The following is a 14,602-nucleotide window of genomic DNA, read 5'->3' on the forward strand; positions in this document are numbered from 1 at the left end:
GAGTGGGAACGGGCGAACTCGCCGGACTAAGCTGGCTAGAGTCGGTTGATCCAGGAGAACGGCCATGTTCGAGTTCCGCGTGCTCGGCGCGTTGGAGATCACCCGCGACGGTGTGCGGGTGCCTGTGCCGAGCCGTCGGCAACGAGCCCTGCTCGTTCGGCTACTGGTAGGGGACGGACGTGTGGTGCCCGCCGACGACCTCATCACGGCCGTGTGGGAGGACGATCCCCCGCGGCGGGCGCAGCACGCCCTGCACACCCAGGTATCGCGACTACGTAGCCTGCTCGCCCCGGCCTGTGAACTCGTGGTGACCCAGCCGCCGGGCTACGCCCTCCCCGTAGCCCCCGAGACGGTCGACGCACGGCGCTTCGAAGCTGCGATCGAGCGGGCACGCGCCCTGCTGGCCGAGACTCCCACTGCGGCGGCCGAGACTTTCAACGCGGCGTTGACATTGTGGCGCGGCCCGGCCTACGCCGAGTTCGCAGAGTCGTTCGCGCAAGCTGCGGCGGTGCGCCTGGAGGAGCTCCGGCGCGCTGCTCGCGAGGAGCGGTGCGAGGCGCTGCTGGCAGCAGGGGAGCCAGAGCGGGCCGTAAGCGAACTCGGCGCCGTGGTGGCGGCTCACCCGCTACGGGAACGTCCGCACGGCCAGCTCATGCGGGCACTGTCGCTGACCGGCCGCCAGTCCGAAGCGCTACGCGTCTACCGCGACTTCCAGCAGCGTCAACGCGACGAGTTGGGGGTGGACCCCTCGCCCGCGCTGGGCCGGCTGCATGAACAGGTACTGCGCCACGAGATCGAGCGGTCTGCGGCGGCTCCGCCAAGGGGCGACGTCAGTGAACAGGAACCGGGGGCGACGACGGCGATCCCCACACCGTTGACCGGCTTTGTGGGGCGGGCGGCGGAACTACACACGTTGGGCGAGCTGATCGAGGAAAACCGTATCGTCACGCTGGTGGGGCCGGGCGGTATAGGCAAAACCCGACTCGCGTGGGAGTTGGCGCTACGACTGTCCAAAGCTTCCCGCCCGGTGTGGTGGGTGGACCTCAGCCCGGCGGGAGAGGCTGCCGATGTCGTCCACCGCTTCAGCCGCGCGTTGGGACTGCACGAACCGGCCGAAGGAGATATGGCGGAGTTCCTGGTTGAGGCGTTACGTGGCGTGAACGGCGTCATCGTGGTCGACAACTGCGAGCATGTCGTGTGTGCGGTCGCCGGACTGCTGGAACGGATCGCGCAGTGGTGCCCGGGCGCGGTTCTGTTGGCCACCAGCCGTGAACGACTCGCGGTACCCGGTGAGCGGGTGATGGCGGTCTCGTCGTTGCCCACCGTTGAACACTCCGGCGAGGCGGGACGGTGGGAAAGTGCCGCGGTGGCGCTGTTCGTGGACCGGCTCCATTCCTCGGGCGGCCCCGACTTGGACAGTGGCGATATGGCGCTGGTGGCTGAGCTGTGCCGGCGGTTAGACGGGTTGCCGCTGGCTATCGAGTTGGCCGCGGCACGTTCCCGCAGTTTGGGGCTCGCTGCGATGGCCGAGCGTTCCCCGCTGGAGTTGTTGGGCGGTGGCCGCGGTGACGAGGGGCGCCACCGCAGCGTACGCGCGGTCTTGGACTGGTCGTACGACCTACTGTCGGCTGAGGAACGGGCGCTGCTGCGCCGGCTGACCGTATTCAACGGGCACTTCACCCTCGACGACGCCGAGCGGGTGTGCGCCGACGAGTACCTCGAAAGCCGCCGGGTCGCGGTGTGTCTGGCCGGTCTCGTGGACAAGTCGATGGTGGCCGGACCGGAACGGGACCGCTACCGGCTACTCGACACGGTGCGGGCCTACGCGAGCGAGCGGTTGACTGAGCAGGAAGATACCGCTCTGCTCGACGCGGCGCACGCCCGCCACTTCGTAGAGATGGCCGAACGGGCCGCGCAGGAACTGCGCACCCCGGAGGAGCCGGTGTGGGTAGCCCGGATCACCGAGCGTCTCGACGAGTTCCGGATCGTGCACCGGTGGGCGTGTGCCAACGACGTCGACCTGGCGGTACGGCTATCCGCGGCGCTGGCCGGCTACGCCGGATACCGGATGCGCTTCGAGGTCCAGGAGTGGGCCGAGACCGCGGCGGCGCTGCCGGGGGCCGCGCAGCATCCGCTGCGGGCGGCGGCGCTGGCCTCGGCCGCCAACGGGGCGTGGGGGCGCGGCGACTTCTCGCGCGCGGCGGAGTTGGCCAGGCAGGGCCTGGCCGCGGCTGCGGGCGGCTCCCCTGTGCTGGCCGCCGCGTCGCTGCTTGTCCTCGGCGACGTCGCGCTGCTGGAGGGCAAGTTCGTTGAGGCCGCTGAAACCTACGGTGCGGTGGCAGGGGCTGCCGGTGACGACGATTTGGTCAGTGCCGCTGAAGCGCTGGGCAGCCAGGCGGTGGCGCTGAGCTACCAGGGCGACACCACCGAGGCGCTGCCTCTGGCGGACGCAGCCCGCCGTGTGGCCCAGGAACTGGGGGCGCCCGGGCCGATCGCGCTGTCGCTGTACTTCTCGGGCGAGTGCCGGCTGGTCGACGCTCCGGAGCGGGCGCTAGAACTGCTGTCGCAGTCGCGGCGACTGGCTGCGGAGGTGGATGCGGTGTTCATCACCGGAGTCGCAACCGTGTCGTCGGTGTCGTTGCGGGCGCGCGCGGCGAGTGACCCGGTGGCGGCCCTGGCCGCCTACCGGGAAGCGGTCGAACACTGGCGTCGGATCGGCAACCGGACGCAGCAGTGGGTGACGCTGCGCAACGTGGTCCCGTTGCTGGTGCGAGCGGGCCAGGAGGAGACAGCGTGCCTGCTGCACGGTGCCCTGGCAGCGGCCCCGGCTCGGCTGCCCGACGACGCGCCCGAAGCCTCGCCGCTGGCCGCTGCCATCGCTCGAGCACGGCGGCTGCTGGGCGACGCGGCGGCCGAGGCCGCCCAGCAGCGAGGCCGTCGGGCGGGCCTGGACGATCTGGTCAACCGCGTTCTGGCCGCGGTCGAGGCCGCGGCGGCCGGACGAGTGCCTGTGGATCAGGCGGGGTCGAGCCGGTAGAAGCGCCACAGGTCGTGCTCGATCGGCAGTTCCGCGCACTCGGCGAACCCCGCCTGCTGTGCATACGCGCAGAGGGTGTCGGGGCGCAGTACGGTCCCGGCCTCGACGGTGGCGCCCTCTGCCCGGGTCGCGGGCAGGCAGTGCAGCACGCTGAAGCCGTAGTTGAGCCGTTCCAGCAGGTCGCCGGGCGCTGTGAAGTGTTGGGCGACGCGCTCGTCGGCGATGAGCACCGCTCCCCCGTCTGTGAGGAGGCTACGCGCGGTGCGCAGCACCGCCACCGGGTCGGCCATGTCGTGGAACGCCTCGAAGACGCACACCAGGTCGTAGCCCGGGGCGGCCGCCTCGGGTGCGGCGGCGTCGGCGTGTTCAAAGGTGACACGCTCGCTCAGTCCAGAGCGCTGGGCGTTGGCGCGGGCCTCGTCGACGGAAGCCGCGTCGAGGTCGACGCCGTGCACGCTCACGGCAGGGAACGCCTCGGCGATCGCGATACTGGACCAGCCGGTGCCACACCCCAGGTCGAGTACGCGGGCGGGACCGGTGGTGAGGCGGGCGTGGATATCGGGCAGGGTGGCGACCCATTCGGTGATCTGGCTGAGGTATCCCGGCCGGTTGACACCGGCGATGCCGTGGCGCGTGCCCGCCCCGTAGGTCTCGTAGCTGACGCCGCCGCCGCTGCGGAAGGCTTCGGCCACCTCGGGCAGCACCGTGACGAAGCTGGTGATGAAGCCGGGCAATGTGGCGACGTAGGCGGGGCTGTCCTCGTCGAGCAGGGCTTCGCGCGGGCCGTCGGGCAGCGTGAACACGCGAGCGTAGGGGTCGGTGTCGGTGTCCGCGGCGCGTACGAGCCCGACGACGGCCTGCTGCTCCAGCCACTCGCGGGCGTAGCGCGGGTGGATACCGGCGCTCTCGGCCAGCCCGCGGGGATCGGTGGCACCTTCGGCGAGCACGCGGTACAGCCCTAGCCGCACGCCCAACTCGGTACCGAGCACCTCCATCATCGTGGCGGCGTTACCGATGAACCGCTCGGCGGTCTCCTCTGCGGTGGGGGCCGTCCAGGTGGTCGCGTCGGTAGTCATGGGTGACCTCCTTGAGATCGGTCAGAGTCTGGTTGTCAGGTTCACTGCCCCGGCTCACAGCCGGCTCACGCCGCACTCCCAACCTGGTGTGAGCCCGGTGAAAGCGGGGTGTGAGCCGGGGGCGGTGCCATAGCGAATGCAACCGAGTGGCCGACCAAGACTGAGGAGGTGATGGTCGTGTCTATGGCAGAGACCATCTCCGACGCCCGCTCCGACGCGGCGGGCGACACGCTGACCGGACAGTTCGTCCGAAACGTCGCCGCGGCCTGTGAGGGGCCGGTCGCAGCGATGGGTGGCGTGGTGCGGCGCACGCCGGAGGTGTCGATCGCGGTGCTGGACCGGCCGTTCGGCTGGCTGCACGGGGCGACCCTGCTGCGTCCGCTGACCGCCGAGCGTGTCGATCCGGTGCTGGAGCAGGTGGAGCACGCGGCGGCGGGCGGCGCGGGCGAGGTGCTGCTGTGGAGCGCGTGGCCCACCCCTGATCTGCGGGAACGCGGGTGGCAGCTACACGGGTACCCGACGTTTTTGGTGCTGCCGCCGGGAGGGCTGGCCGGGCCGGCGCCGCAGGCGGAAGTGAGCGAGGTGACCGACACCGAGGGGGTGCGCGTCTACGAGCGCATCGTGGTCGAGGGGTATCCGATCCCCGAATTGCAGCCCTACCGGCCCGGCTGCTATCTGGATGAGCGCATCCTCGCGGAGCGGCGGCAGCGGATGTGGGTGGCCTGGCACGAGGGAGAGCCGGCCGCCATCGGCACGTTGTTCACCGAGGCGGGAATCGCGCACCTGGCGCTGGGGGTGACCCTGCCGCACGCCCGGCGGCACGGGTTGTGGAAAGCGCTGGTGCACGAGCGGGTCGCCAGCGCCAGTGGTCTGCCGGTCGGCGTGATCGCCAGCGACATGAGCCGCCCGGGACTGGAAGAGCTGGGCTTTTTGAGCATCAACCGCTTCACGCTGTGGGGCCTGTCGCGCTGAGCGCATCGCGGGCCCGGCTCGGCGAAAATGCGGCGGCGTCCCTGCCGGAACCGGTGCCGATCGGCCCGGTCAGGGACGCTGCGGTGGCTGCTAGTCGCCGCTCACCGCTGCTCGGCGCGGCCGTAGGTGACCGCGTGCACCGGCGCCAGGCCGAACGAACCGATGTCGGTAAAACCGTGCCGGGAGAGCAGCCCGTCGTAGAAGCTGCGGGCGACGAGCTGGTCGTCGATCTGGGCCTCGAAGAACTGGATGCCGCTCATGATGCGCCCGGGCACGCTGCGCAGGCCCGTCTCGTCTTCGGGGAAAGGGAAGTCGGAGATGACGAACCACCCGCCCGGCTTCAGGGCACGGTGGATGTTGTCGGTCACTCGGTCGATGTCGCGGCACTCGTGCATCGAGATGTTGTTGATGACGACGGTGTACGAGGCGTCGAGGTCGAGGTCCTCCAGCGGGCTCACCATCAGATGGACCCGATCGGCCACCCCCGCCTCTCGGAGTCGCTCGGCGGCCATCTCCACCGAGTGGGCGTCCCCGTCCACGCCGGTGATCTCGCAGTTCGGGTAGGTCTGGGCCAGCCGCACGAGCCCTGTTCCCGAACCGCAGGCGGTGTCGAGCACCCGACAGCCCGCCTCGAGGTGTTGGGCGAGGCCGGGAATCTGTTCGAGCCCGCCGGGCACTAGTCGGGTGTAGAAGGGAGTGCCGGTACCGGCGACCTCCCGGATGAACTCAGGGCTGCACTCGTCCCACCACAGCCGCTCGCCTGTGGCGAGCGTGCGCTCGAATCGGTCGAAGACCTCCGGCTGGTTCAAGACGGTGAACAGCCCGCCGGCATAGGCCGGCGACGAGACGTCGAGGAGCAGGGTCGCCATGTGGGGCGCGAGCCGGTAGGTCGCGCCGTCGCGCTCGCACACGCTCGCACCGAAGGCGGCCCGGCACCACACACCGACGTAGAAGGGGTCGAGATCGAGCTGTTCCGCGAGGTCGTCAGCGCTGGCGCCGCCGGGCTCGGCCGCGGCCAGCGCCTCAATGAGTCCGGAGCGCAGTCCCAGGGCGACGGTGCGGTAGCCGATGTAGCCGGCGGGTAGCTGCAACAGCGTTTTGGCCTGGTCGGCGAGTGGGGCCTCGGTGGTGGGGTGGGTGGCGGTCATGGTTGTTCTCTCCTCACACAGGTGTGACCGGACATGACCACGATCGGGGTGTGAGGAGGGCGCTGACCAGTACTGGAGCTGTACTCCCCCGGTACAACATCTGTACTACCCAGAGGGGAGCGGCTGGCCTAGTCTCGCGATATGGGCACCTACAAACAGTTCTGTCCCGTCGCCAAGGCGATGGAACTGCTCGACGAGCGCTGGACGCTGCTGATCATCCGGGAGCTGATCGCCGGGAGCACGCACTTCAACGAACTGCGGCGCGGGGTGCCGCGCATGTCGCCGGCGCTGCTGAGCAAGCGGTTGCAGCGCCTGGTCCGCGCCGGGATCGTGGAGCGCCACGACGACGGCAACCGGGTGAGGTATGCCCTCAGCCCCGCCGGGCGGGAGCTGGAACCGGTGGTGGAGACGCTGGGCACATGGGGAATCCGGTGGATCGGCGAGTTGGGCGACGAGGATCTCGACCCACAGCTACTCGTCTGGGACATGCACCGCAACATCGACCTTGCCGCCGTCCCCCGAGGTCGCACCGTGGTCAGGCTGTCGTTTACCGACGTAGCGCACGGTAGCCGAAGCTGGTGGCTGGTCATCACGCCCGAGAGCGTCGATGTATGCGACAGCGACCCGGGCCACCCGATTGACCTCGGGGTGCACTGCGGGCTTCGGACCCTCGTGCGGATATGGCGTGGCGACATCGACTGGAGCACAGCGCTGTGCGAGGAGTTGTTGGAGGTCGTGGGCTCACCCCACCTCGCCCGGGCGTTCCCAAGATGGCTGCGGCTGTCGATGTTCGCGAGCGTGCCCCGGGCCTCTGCGCCCCTGGGCTGACCCTTGCCCGCTCGCAGCGGTGAGATGCCGGCCGGCGGGTGCCTCCCAGTACACTCCCCTTGTGCCCCTGCAGATCTGGCGCTGTGGGAGGCCGTGCGTAACGTGGCGCGCCCCGGGGGCCGATTAACAGTGCGCCATCAGGGACTCGAACCCCGAACCCACTGATTAAGAGTCAGTTGCTCTGCCGATTGAGCTAATGGCGCGGGTTGTGCCGCCAGCGGTTGCGGCGCTCAACTGGGTCTTAGTTTATCCGATGGGCGGGGCGCTCTCGCCCGTAACGCCGCTACGGGCGACCATCGTGACGGCTGTTTCCGTGGCCGCGTGACCCGCGGAGCTGCTTGGGTAGCCAACGGCGACGGTAACAGCGCCGCTGGGCTGGTACACGATCGTGTCATCACCGGCCCCAGAGATCTAAGCTCGACCCATAAGCCCCGCGCGCCACACACCCAGGACGGCTACGTGACAGACCAACAAGGACACCCCCGCCCCGACCGCGTTCCGTGCACCGCCCAGCGCGGCGCGCGCCCGGCAGCGCTGGTCAGATCCAAGGACACGCCATGATCGCGCGGGGGCCGCGCCGGCTACAGCGCCTCCGCCCCGACGATCCGCGCACCGTGGGCGCCTATGACATCGTCGGCCGTATCGGTTCGGGCGGCATGGGCACCGTCTATGCGGGCACGACCGACGAACTCAGTGGCTATATCGCGATCAAGGTCGTTCACGGCGAGCACGCGGCCAACCAAGAGTTCCGCAAGCGTTTCGCTCGCGAGGCCAAGCTGATGGCCCGCGTCGACAGCCCGTGCCTGGCCCGGTTCATCCACGCCGACGTGGAGGCCGAACTGCCGTGGTTGGCCACCGAGTTCGTCCCCGGCCCGACACTGCGCCATTACGTGGAACGCCACCAGCCGCTGCGCGGCGGCATGCTGTTGGGGTTGGCGGCCGGCACGGCCGAGGCGCTGCGGTCGATCCATGCGGCGGGCATCGTGCACCGCGACTTGAAGCCGAGCAACATCATCTTGGCCCCCGAAGCGCCGAAGCTACTCGACTTCGGGATCGCCTACGCCGACGAGGACCCGACCTGGTGGCTGCGGGTGCGCCGGGTCTACCGGGGGGCGCGCGAGCGGCGCGTTTCCCCGCCCCGCGTGCCCAGCCAGTCGAGCAAATCGGGCTCGGGGGGAGGCGACCGGGTGGGGACGCCCGGCTGGATCAGCCCGGAGCAGTACCAGCGCAAGGCGGTCAGTGACCGCTCTGACATCTTCCTGTGGGGAGCGCTGGTGGGCTTCGCCGCGGCGCGGCACGACCCGTTCGGCCATGGCCCACCTAAGGAGATGGCCCGGCGGGTCCTGCACGAGCAGCCCGACCTACAGGGGCTCCCCCCTCAGCTCAAGGAGTTGGTGCTGGCGGCGATGGCGAAGAACCCTGATGACCGCCCCAGCTCCAAAGAGGTCCTTCAGCGCGTTCTGGAGCTTGCCGAACCGGGCGAGGAGGCGCCCGCGGGCGACCGGCAGCGGTTGCGGGCCCTGCTCAGCAGGGAGTGGACCCGCGTCTCGGACCGGCTGCCCAAACCTCCCCGGCCGGCGCTGCGGGAGATACTGACCAGCCGACGCGAGCAGCCGTGACCCGTCCCGCCAGACAGGCCACGTGACCACCTGCCGGCCGGCGAACCGTTAACCGAGCCGATAGCCTTGGCCTGGCGGCTTCCGCGCCACGATCGCCACGCAGGGCGCCCTCGTGGCGCGGTTTCGGGGCCGGCGGCGCACCTACCCGTGTTCGCGCGCGTGGCCGTCGGTGCCGTCGTCTTCCTGGGCGGCCAGCTTCTTGGCCTTGCGCACGCCTGCGGCGTCGACGATGTTGTCCTCGTCAAGGTGGGAGAGCGGGCTCTGTTCGAGGTGGGTGACGACGGTTTCGGTGATGACATAGCCGCTCAGGTCGGTGTCAAGGGCGCTGAGGAGGCGGTCGCGGAACTCGTCGGGGTTGTTGAGCAGCTCGAGGAAGTCGAACTGCGCTCCGACGGCCTTGAGCGCGTCGTGGAACCCACCGTGGAACGTCTCTTCCAGGCGTTGCTGGGTGCTGGCCCCCGTGTCGTACTGGAGGGAGGCGGCCTTGATCACGTCTTCAGCGGTGTGGTTGACGCGCAGCGAGAACGTGATGGTGATGTCGGCGCGGATACCGTCACGGCAGAGCATCCCCTCCCGACCGCTGCGAGATATCTCGATGCGCTTGGGGGAGAGATCGACCCGATCGGCCTTGTCGAGAAATCTCGGCAGCACGGCCCTGGTGAAGCTGACTTCGGGCTCCGCCGGTTTCGCGTGCCGGTGAATGATCAGCGCCTCGTCCTCCTTAGCGGTGTAGAACACGTAGTTGAACAGATAGACGAGCACGATGGCGATGACACAGACGACGCCGAAAATCGGCTCGACGAGGTTGAGGTAGGCGAGCATCGGAGGGCTGGAGGCGAGCATCGAGGACTCCCGCGGGTAACTGGCCGGTTGGGGCAAGCGGGCAGGGGGACGGCCACGCCTGGGGGCACGGGGCGGCGGGACCTGCCGACGCTAGAGTCTCACTGGTCGGGTGTGGAGCGTTCGGCGGCACGGGCGATGGCCCGCTCGACCGCGCCCACCTGGTCGGCCAGCAGCCCCACCGCCGCAACGGCCCTGCTCATGGGGTCGTCGGCGCCGCCGAGCGCTCGTTCGCGCAGGTAGGCGTCCTTGACTTCGGCCCAGCGTTTGGCCTGCTCCTCGGTCATCGTGCCCCGCAGCTCAGCCAGCTTGAGCAGGTTGGCCTCGGCTCCTGAGGTCAACGTCTGGGCCTCCCCCAGGTAGTGGTCGTCGATCAGGGCACTCAACTCGGCGTCGTTGAGCACCGGCATGACCCGTTCGGCCAGCTTGTTCATGTTGCGGTAGGAGCCCTGCAACTGGAACGGCGGCTCGGTGCGCGCGGCGTCGGACTGGGCGGCCGAAGCGATGTAGGCCTGGTTGTTGGTCAAGACCACGCGCTGGACCACGAGCAGCTTGCGCAGCACAGCCAGGATCTGCTCCAGTTCCACCGCGGAGTAGGGGTGGGTGAGCTGGTCGGGCCGGACCGACTCGTCACCGTTGGCCAGACGCACCAGCAATTCCACATCGCCGCGGTCGCGCGTGGACAGCGGGGCCAGCACCGGGTTGGAGGTCAGCGCGTTTTCGATGTAGCTGAGTGCGAACAGGTCGTCCTTGCCGGAAAGCACGTCGCCGAGGTTGTAGACGTCGGCGCGGTTGGCGAGCATGTCGGGCACCTGGAAACGCTGCCCGGACTCGGTGTAGGGGTTGCCGGCCATGCACACCGCGAACCGTTTGCCCCGCAGGTCGTAGGTGCGGGTCTCGCCCTCCCACACGCCTTCCATGCGCCGCTGGGCGTCGCACAGCGAGATGAACTTCTGGAGCAGTTCGGGCGAGGTGTGTTGGATGTCGTCCAGGTACAGCAGCACGTTGCTGCTCATCTCCAGCGCAAACGAGATCTTCTCGACCTCTTGGCGGGCCGTGGCGTTGGGGGCCTGCTCCGGATCGATCGAGGTGACCTCCTGGCCCAGGGCGGGGCCGTTGACCTTGACGAACACCAGGCCGAGCCGACTGGCCACGTACTCCATGAGCGTGGTCTTGCCATAACCGGGCGGGGAGATGAGCAGCAGGAGGCCCATCTGGTCGACGGTGGCGCCGTCGCCGGCCGTGCCGAGTTGTTTGGCGAGGTTGTCGCCGATCAGCGGCAGGTAGACCTCGTCGAGCAGCCGGTTGCGCACGAACCCGCTCATCACCCTGGGCTGGTAGTCGTCCATGCGCAGCCGGTGCCGCTCGCGCTGGGCCAACTCGGTGCGGCGACGCTGGTAGTCGCGGTAGGCGGGGACCCGCTCGGTACGGAACCGGCGGGTGCGGGCGAGGATCTCGTCGAGGCGGAGCTCTAGGCGGCGTTCGGTGATACGCGGATGGGTGCCGAGCAGATCGGGGATGGTGGCGCTGAGCTGGGCCGTGACCTCGTAGCGGGGAAGGTCGTGGCCGCCCAGGAGGAGGGCTACCGATTCGGGTAGGTCGGCTGCGGGGATGTCGGGGGCGGTTGTGCTGCGGAAAGAGGCCAGCCATGCGTGGGTGAGCTGGTGGCGCGCGGTCAGGTCGGTGTCGAGGGCGGCGAGGTCGGCGTCGAACTCGCGGCGGGCGGCAGCGTCGGGGCCGCCGAGGTGGCGCTGGAACCGTTCCACCAGCTCTTGGGCGCCCGGGCCGGTGACGAAGCCTTCTGGTTGGGCGGCCAGTTCTTCGAACAGGTACTCCCCCACTAGTTCCTCGCCGGAGGGCTGTGTGGGAAGGCCGGTGGTGCGGGTGAACGCGGCAACGGCGCCGCCCAGCTCGTCGGCTAGCTCGGTGATCGCCTCCGAGTGGCCGAACAGGGCGCGGGCCCGCGCCAAGGAGGCGGCCCGCGCGCTCCACGCCGCCTTGGCGTCGGTGTCGGCGCCGAAGGCCCAGAACAGTTGGGCGGCGCTGCGCGCGTGGGGCGGGTAGCGCAGCAGGCCGGCCTCGGCGCGCAGCCGGAGCAGGGCCGCCAGGATCGCCGTGGCGTCGTGGTCGTGGACGCCGCGCTCGTAGCCCTCGTCATAGCGGGTCTCGGCGGCGCGGCGCACTACGTCGAGGAGTCCGCTGTCGGTGGCCGCGGACTCGTACAGCGCGTCCAGAGAGACCTCGCCCTGGCCAGACTCGGCGTGAGCCAGGATCGAAGTGGCCAGGTGTTCGGCGCGGTAGACCTCGGGGGACTCCGACACCAGGTGCTGGTCCCAGAACCGTTTTGTGCCGGCGAAGTCGGCGTCGCGCACGGGCGAGCGGTAGTCGGTTCCGGTGATGGTGAAGGTCATCTCGCCCTCGTGGGGGACGAGGGTGAGGTCGATGGGTTGGGTGTTGACCGCGAAACTGTGGCGGCCCAGCCGGATGGTCTGGCCGCTGTCGCCGTAGAGGTCGGCGCGGTCGAGCAGGGCGCGGCCGGCCTCCTGGCGGGCGGCGCGGATACGTCCTTCGAGCTCCTCGGCGCGCACCTGGTCGCCCAGCGAGCGCAGTTCCTCGACGCTTTGGCGCAGCTTGGCCACCATGGAGTCGGTGGCGAAGTAGGTGTTGACCTCGTCGGTGGACGACAGGGTGACGGCGCGGCGGTGCACGCTGGCGAGGATGCGTTCGGCCGAGGCGGCCACGCGGTCGGCGCGGCGGGTGCGCTCGTCGAGCAGGGCTTGTTTACGCGCGGCGAAGGCATCGGTGATCTCGTCGCGTTTGTCGGCGAGTTCGGTGCGGAAATCGTCGAACTCGCCGAAGCGCGCCTCAAGGTTCTCCAGCCGCAGCAGGAGCCGGCTGAGTTGTTCGTCGCAGGACTCGGGGGTGTCGGCCGCGGCGAGCGCACCGGTGACAGCCTGGCCGAGGAGGGCGAACTCGGCGGCGAACTCGGCGCGTCCTTCGGTGGAGAGCAGTTCTTGGCGACGCAGGTCCACAGTGGCGCGGGCGCGGTTGATGCCGCCCAGCACCTCGCCGATGTGTTCCAGGATGGTGGTGCGCACCGTGGCGTCGGCGATGTCGATGGAGCCGACGACTTCGGTGAGGGTCTCCAGCCCTTCGGAGTGTTCGGCGAGCCGGTCGGTGATGGGTTGGGCTTGGGCGACGGTGGTGATGGCGCCTGCCTCGGCGGCGAGGCTCCCCACGGTGTCGTGGTAGCTGGTGAAGGCGTCCTCGGCGCTGAGGAAGGCGATGGCGCGTTCGCCGGTGTCGGCGAGCGCGTCAGTGAGTTGGGCAGCCAGCTCGTCGATGCGCTCGGAGTCGATGTAGCGCATCTCCCGCAGAGTTTCCAGGTGGCCCTGGAGGCGGCGCAGTTCGGCCAGGCGACTCACCCAGGCGTCGGCTGTGGTGGGGTCGTCCTCGCGGGTCTGGCGCACCAGGGCGGTGATGCGGGTGGCGGCGTCGTCGAGGGCGGTGGCGGCCTGCTGGGTGAGAGCCTGGACGTTGGCGAACTCGTCCAGGACCTGCTTGGCGGTCTCGCGTAGCTCTTCGAGGGGGCTGCTCAGGTCTTCGAGCTCGTCCTCGGACAGCCAGTGGTAGTGGTCGAAGGCGCGCTGGCAGGCGGCGATGAGCGCTTGGAACACCGGGACGGCGGGGGCCATCTCGTCGACCATCCGGGCTACGGACAGGCAGTCGGAGATACCGCGGACCAGTTCGGCGTTGCCAAGGCGTTCCAGCGGGCCGGTGCCGGTGGGTTGGGCGGCGGCGTGGGTGTCGGACTGGTAGGGGGTACGCCACACCTGCATGGGGTGCACGCGGGTGGGCTCCTCGGAGAAGGCGCGGAAGACCATGAGGGTTCCGTCGCCGAACAGCGAGTAGCCGTGGCAGGGGATCGGAGTGGCGACCTCCTTGCGGATCACGTTGTAGGGCAGGAGCAACGAGCGGCCGTCGTCGCGGGAGTGGAAGACATAGAGCGCGTCCTCGCCGTTGGGCGAGCGGATGACCCGTTCAAACTCCAGGTTGGTCACGTCGGTGTCGAAGGTCTTGTTGACACCGGTGGTCAGGTAGTAGCCGCCGGGGAAGATGATCCCGTGGTCCTCCGGTAGACGCTGGCAGGCCTGACCGATCCCGTCGAGGCGCACAACGTCGCCGGTTCTGGTGTTGCACACCAGATGGCGCCACTCGTTCTCCTTGTAGGGGCGGATACGCAGCAGGATCAGCGATCCCACCCGTGCGTAGTGCACCTCGGCGTCGGCCAGGCTCTGCAACGGCTCGTCGACCGGCTCGCTGTAGCTGCCCTGGTCGGTCTCGGTGTCGTTGTCGAGTTTGACGGTGAGGCTGCCGCCGAGGGTGTCGACGAAGAACTCACCGAGGATAGAGATGTGGGGGTGGCGGCCGGCCACGTGGTCTTCCCGGGTGGCCGACTGCCATTCAAAGTCTTGCGCGGGCGGGAAGACGTGCTGGCGGTCCCCCCGGTTGTCCAGGTAGGTGACCGTGCCGTCGGTGTCGATCCGCCAGCGCAGCACCCGGATATCGGCGGTGCGCGGACCGGTCTGGAACACGGCCAGCAGCGTGTCCTCAAAGCCGCGCAACTGGAGCAGGCGGGTATCGCGGTAGTAGCGGTACAGCTCCCCGAAGTCGCGGAGGAACCGCTCGTCGCACAACAGCCCGTGGGGAGCCTGGTCGGTCTCGTCGAGCTGAATGCCGTCACTGTCGTGGGTGAAGTGACGCAGCGCAAAGACGTCGCTGACGCTGGTCTCAGTCTTGGAACCGACCAGGGGGTTGAACCCGATCAGCATGAGCTGGCCGATCGACACGATGTCGCGGGGGACACAGTTGTGTTCGGTGTGGACCCGCTGCGTGCCGATCTGGCGCAGCTCGGTGCTGCCGAAAACCTCCAGGCGCCGCTCGTTGAGCAGCTCGGCCCGCCGGGTCAGCTCGGCGGCCTGCTCAAAGAGCCGGCTCCGCAGCACCTCGTAGGTGCCGGCGTCGAGTTCGGCACGGTCCTGGCTGTCGTCGGGAGGCGTCGTGGAGGCATCGGTCACAGGA

The 14,602-nt window shown here is 69.4% G+C and carries 8 protein-coding genes and 1 tRNA gene; 4 read left to right on the forward strand and 5 right to left on the reverse strand.

What is annotated here, in order from left to right; all coding sequences use genetic code 11:
• Window positions 1–64 precede the first annotated feature (64 nt).
• A complete protein-coding gene (locus tag ABD848_RS01920; protein ID WP_344966590.1) occupies window positions 65–3,037 on the forward strand; it encodes a BTAD domain-containing putative transcriptional regulator in 2,973 nt (990 codons plus the stop codon).
• Here the strand turns inward: ABD848_RS01920 and ABD848_RS01925 are convergent.
• Window positions 3,016–4,113 (reverse strand): class I SAM-dependent methyltransferase, encoded by a 1,098-nt coding sequence (locus ABD848_RS01925; protein WP_344966592.1) that lies wholly within the window; start codon window positions 4,111–4,113, stop codon window positions 3,016–3,018. The genes ABD848_RS01920 and ABD848_RS01925 overlap by 22 nt on opposite strands.
• Window positions 4,114–4,296: 183 nt before the next feature.
• Here ABD848_RS01925 and ABD848_RS01930 point away from each other — a divergent pair, with 183 nt between their 5' ends.
• A complete protein-coding gene (locus ABD848_RS01930; protein ID WP_344966594.1) occupies window positions 4,297–5,085 on the forward strand; it encodes a GNAT family N-acetyltransferase in 789 nt (262 codons plus the stop codon).
• A gap of 101 nt (window positions 5,086–5,186) precedes the next feature.
• Here the strand turns inward: ABD848_RS01930 and ABD848_RS01935 are convergent, their stop codons facing one another.
• On the reverse strand, window positions 5,187–6,233 hold the full coding sequence (locus ABD848_RS01935) for a class I SAM-dependent methyltransferase (RefSeq protein WP_344966596.1): 1,047 nt from the start codon (window positions 6,231–6,233) through the stop codon (window positions 5,187–5,189).
• Window positions 6,234–6,374: 141 nt separating this feature from the next.
• Between ABD848_RS01935 and ABD848_RS01940 the strand changes: the two genes are divergently transcribed.
• Window positions 6,375–7,061, forward strand: a complete 687-nt coding sequence (locus ABD848_RS01940; RefSeq protein WP_344966598.1) for a winged helix-turn-helix transcriptional regulator — start codon at window positions 6,375–6,377, stop codon at window positions 7,059–7,061.
• 130 nt (window positions 7,062–7,191) lie between these two features.
• Here the strand turns inward: ABD848_RS01940 and ABD848_RS01945 are convergent.
• Window positions 7,192–7,264: transfer RNA gene (locus ABD848_RS01945), tRNA-Lys, on the reverse strand.
• A gap of 354 nt (window positions 7,265–7,618) precedes the next feature.
• Here ABD848_RS01945 and ABD848_RS01950 point away from each other — a divergent pair.
• Window positions 7,619–8,680, forward strand: coding sequence for a serine/threonine-protein kinase (locus ABD848_RS01950; protein WP_344966600.1), 1,062 nt, complete (start codon window positions 7,619–7,621; stop codon window positions 8,678–8,680).
• 141 nt (window positions 8,681–8,821) lie between these two features.
• On the opposite strand, the gene ABD848_RS01955 is transcribed toward ABD848_RS01950, so the two are convergent.
• Together ABD848_RS01955 and ABD848_RS01960 are read right to left on the reverse strand one after the other, a co-directional pair.
• The gene (locus tag ABD848_RS01955) at window positions 8,822–9,523 is read right to left on the reverse strand and encodes an SPFH domain-containing protein (protein WP_344966602.1); all 702 of its coding nucleotides are present in this window, start codon (window positions 9,521–9,523) and stop codon (window positions 8,822–8,824) included.
• A 98-nt stretch (window positions 9,524–9,621) separates the two neighbouring features.
• Window positions 9,622–14,598, reverse strand: coding sequence for a DNA repair ATPase (locus tag ABD848_RS01960; protein ID WP_344966604.1), 4,977 nt, complete (start codon window positions 14,596–14,598; stop codon window positions 9,622–9,624).
• Window positions 14,599–14,602 lie beyond the last annotated feature (4 nt).

The sequence above is a fragment of the Salinactinospora qingdaonensis genome, assembly GCF_039539445.1.
GTDB classification, from domain to species: Bacteria; Actinomycetota; Actinomycetes; order Streptosporangiales; family Streptosporangiaceae; genus Salinactinospora; species Salinactinospora qingdaonensis.

Coding starts and splice junctions, on each gene's coding strand:
- ABD848_RS01920 (WP_344966590.1), top strand. CDS start 65: ATGTTCGAGTTCCGCGTGCTCGGCGCGTTGGAGATCACCCGCGACGGT.
- ABD848_RS01925 (WP_344966592.1), bottom strand. CDS start 4,113: ATGACTACCGACGCGACCACCTGGACGGCCCCCACCGCAGAGGAGACC.
- ABD848_RS01930 (WP_344966594.1), top strand. CDS start 4,297: ATGGCAGAGACCATCTCCGACGCCCGCTCCGACGCGGCGGGCGACACG.
- ABD848_RS01935 (WP_344966596.1), bottom strand. CDS start 6,233: ATGACCGCCACCCACCCCACCACCGAGGCCCCACTCGCCGACCAGGCC.
- ABD848_RS01940 (WP_344966598.1), top strand. CDS start 6,375: ATGGGCACCTACAAACAGTTCTGTCCCGTCGCCAAGGCGATGGAACTG.
- ABD848_RS01950 (WP_344966600.1), top strand. CDS start 7,619: ATGATCGCGCGGGGGCCGCGCCGGCTACAGCGCCTCCGCCCCGACGAT.
- ABD848_RS01955 (WP_344966602.1), bottom strand. CDS start 9,523: ATGCTCGCCTCCAGCCCTCCGATGCTCGCCTACCTCAACCTCGTCGAG.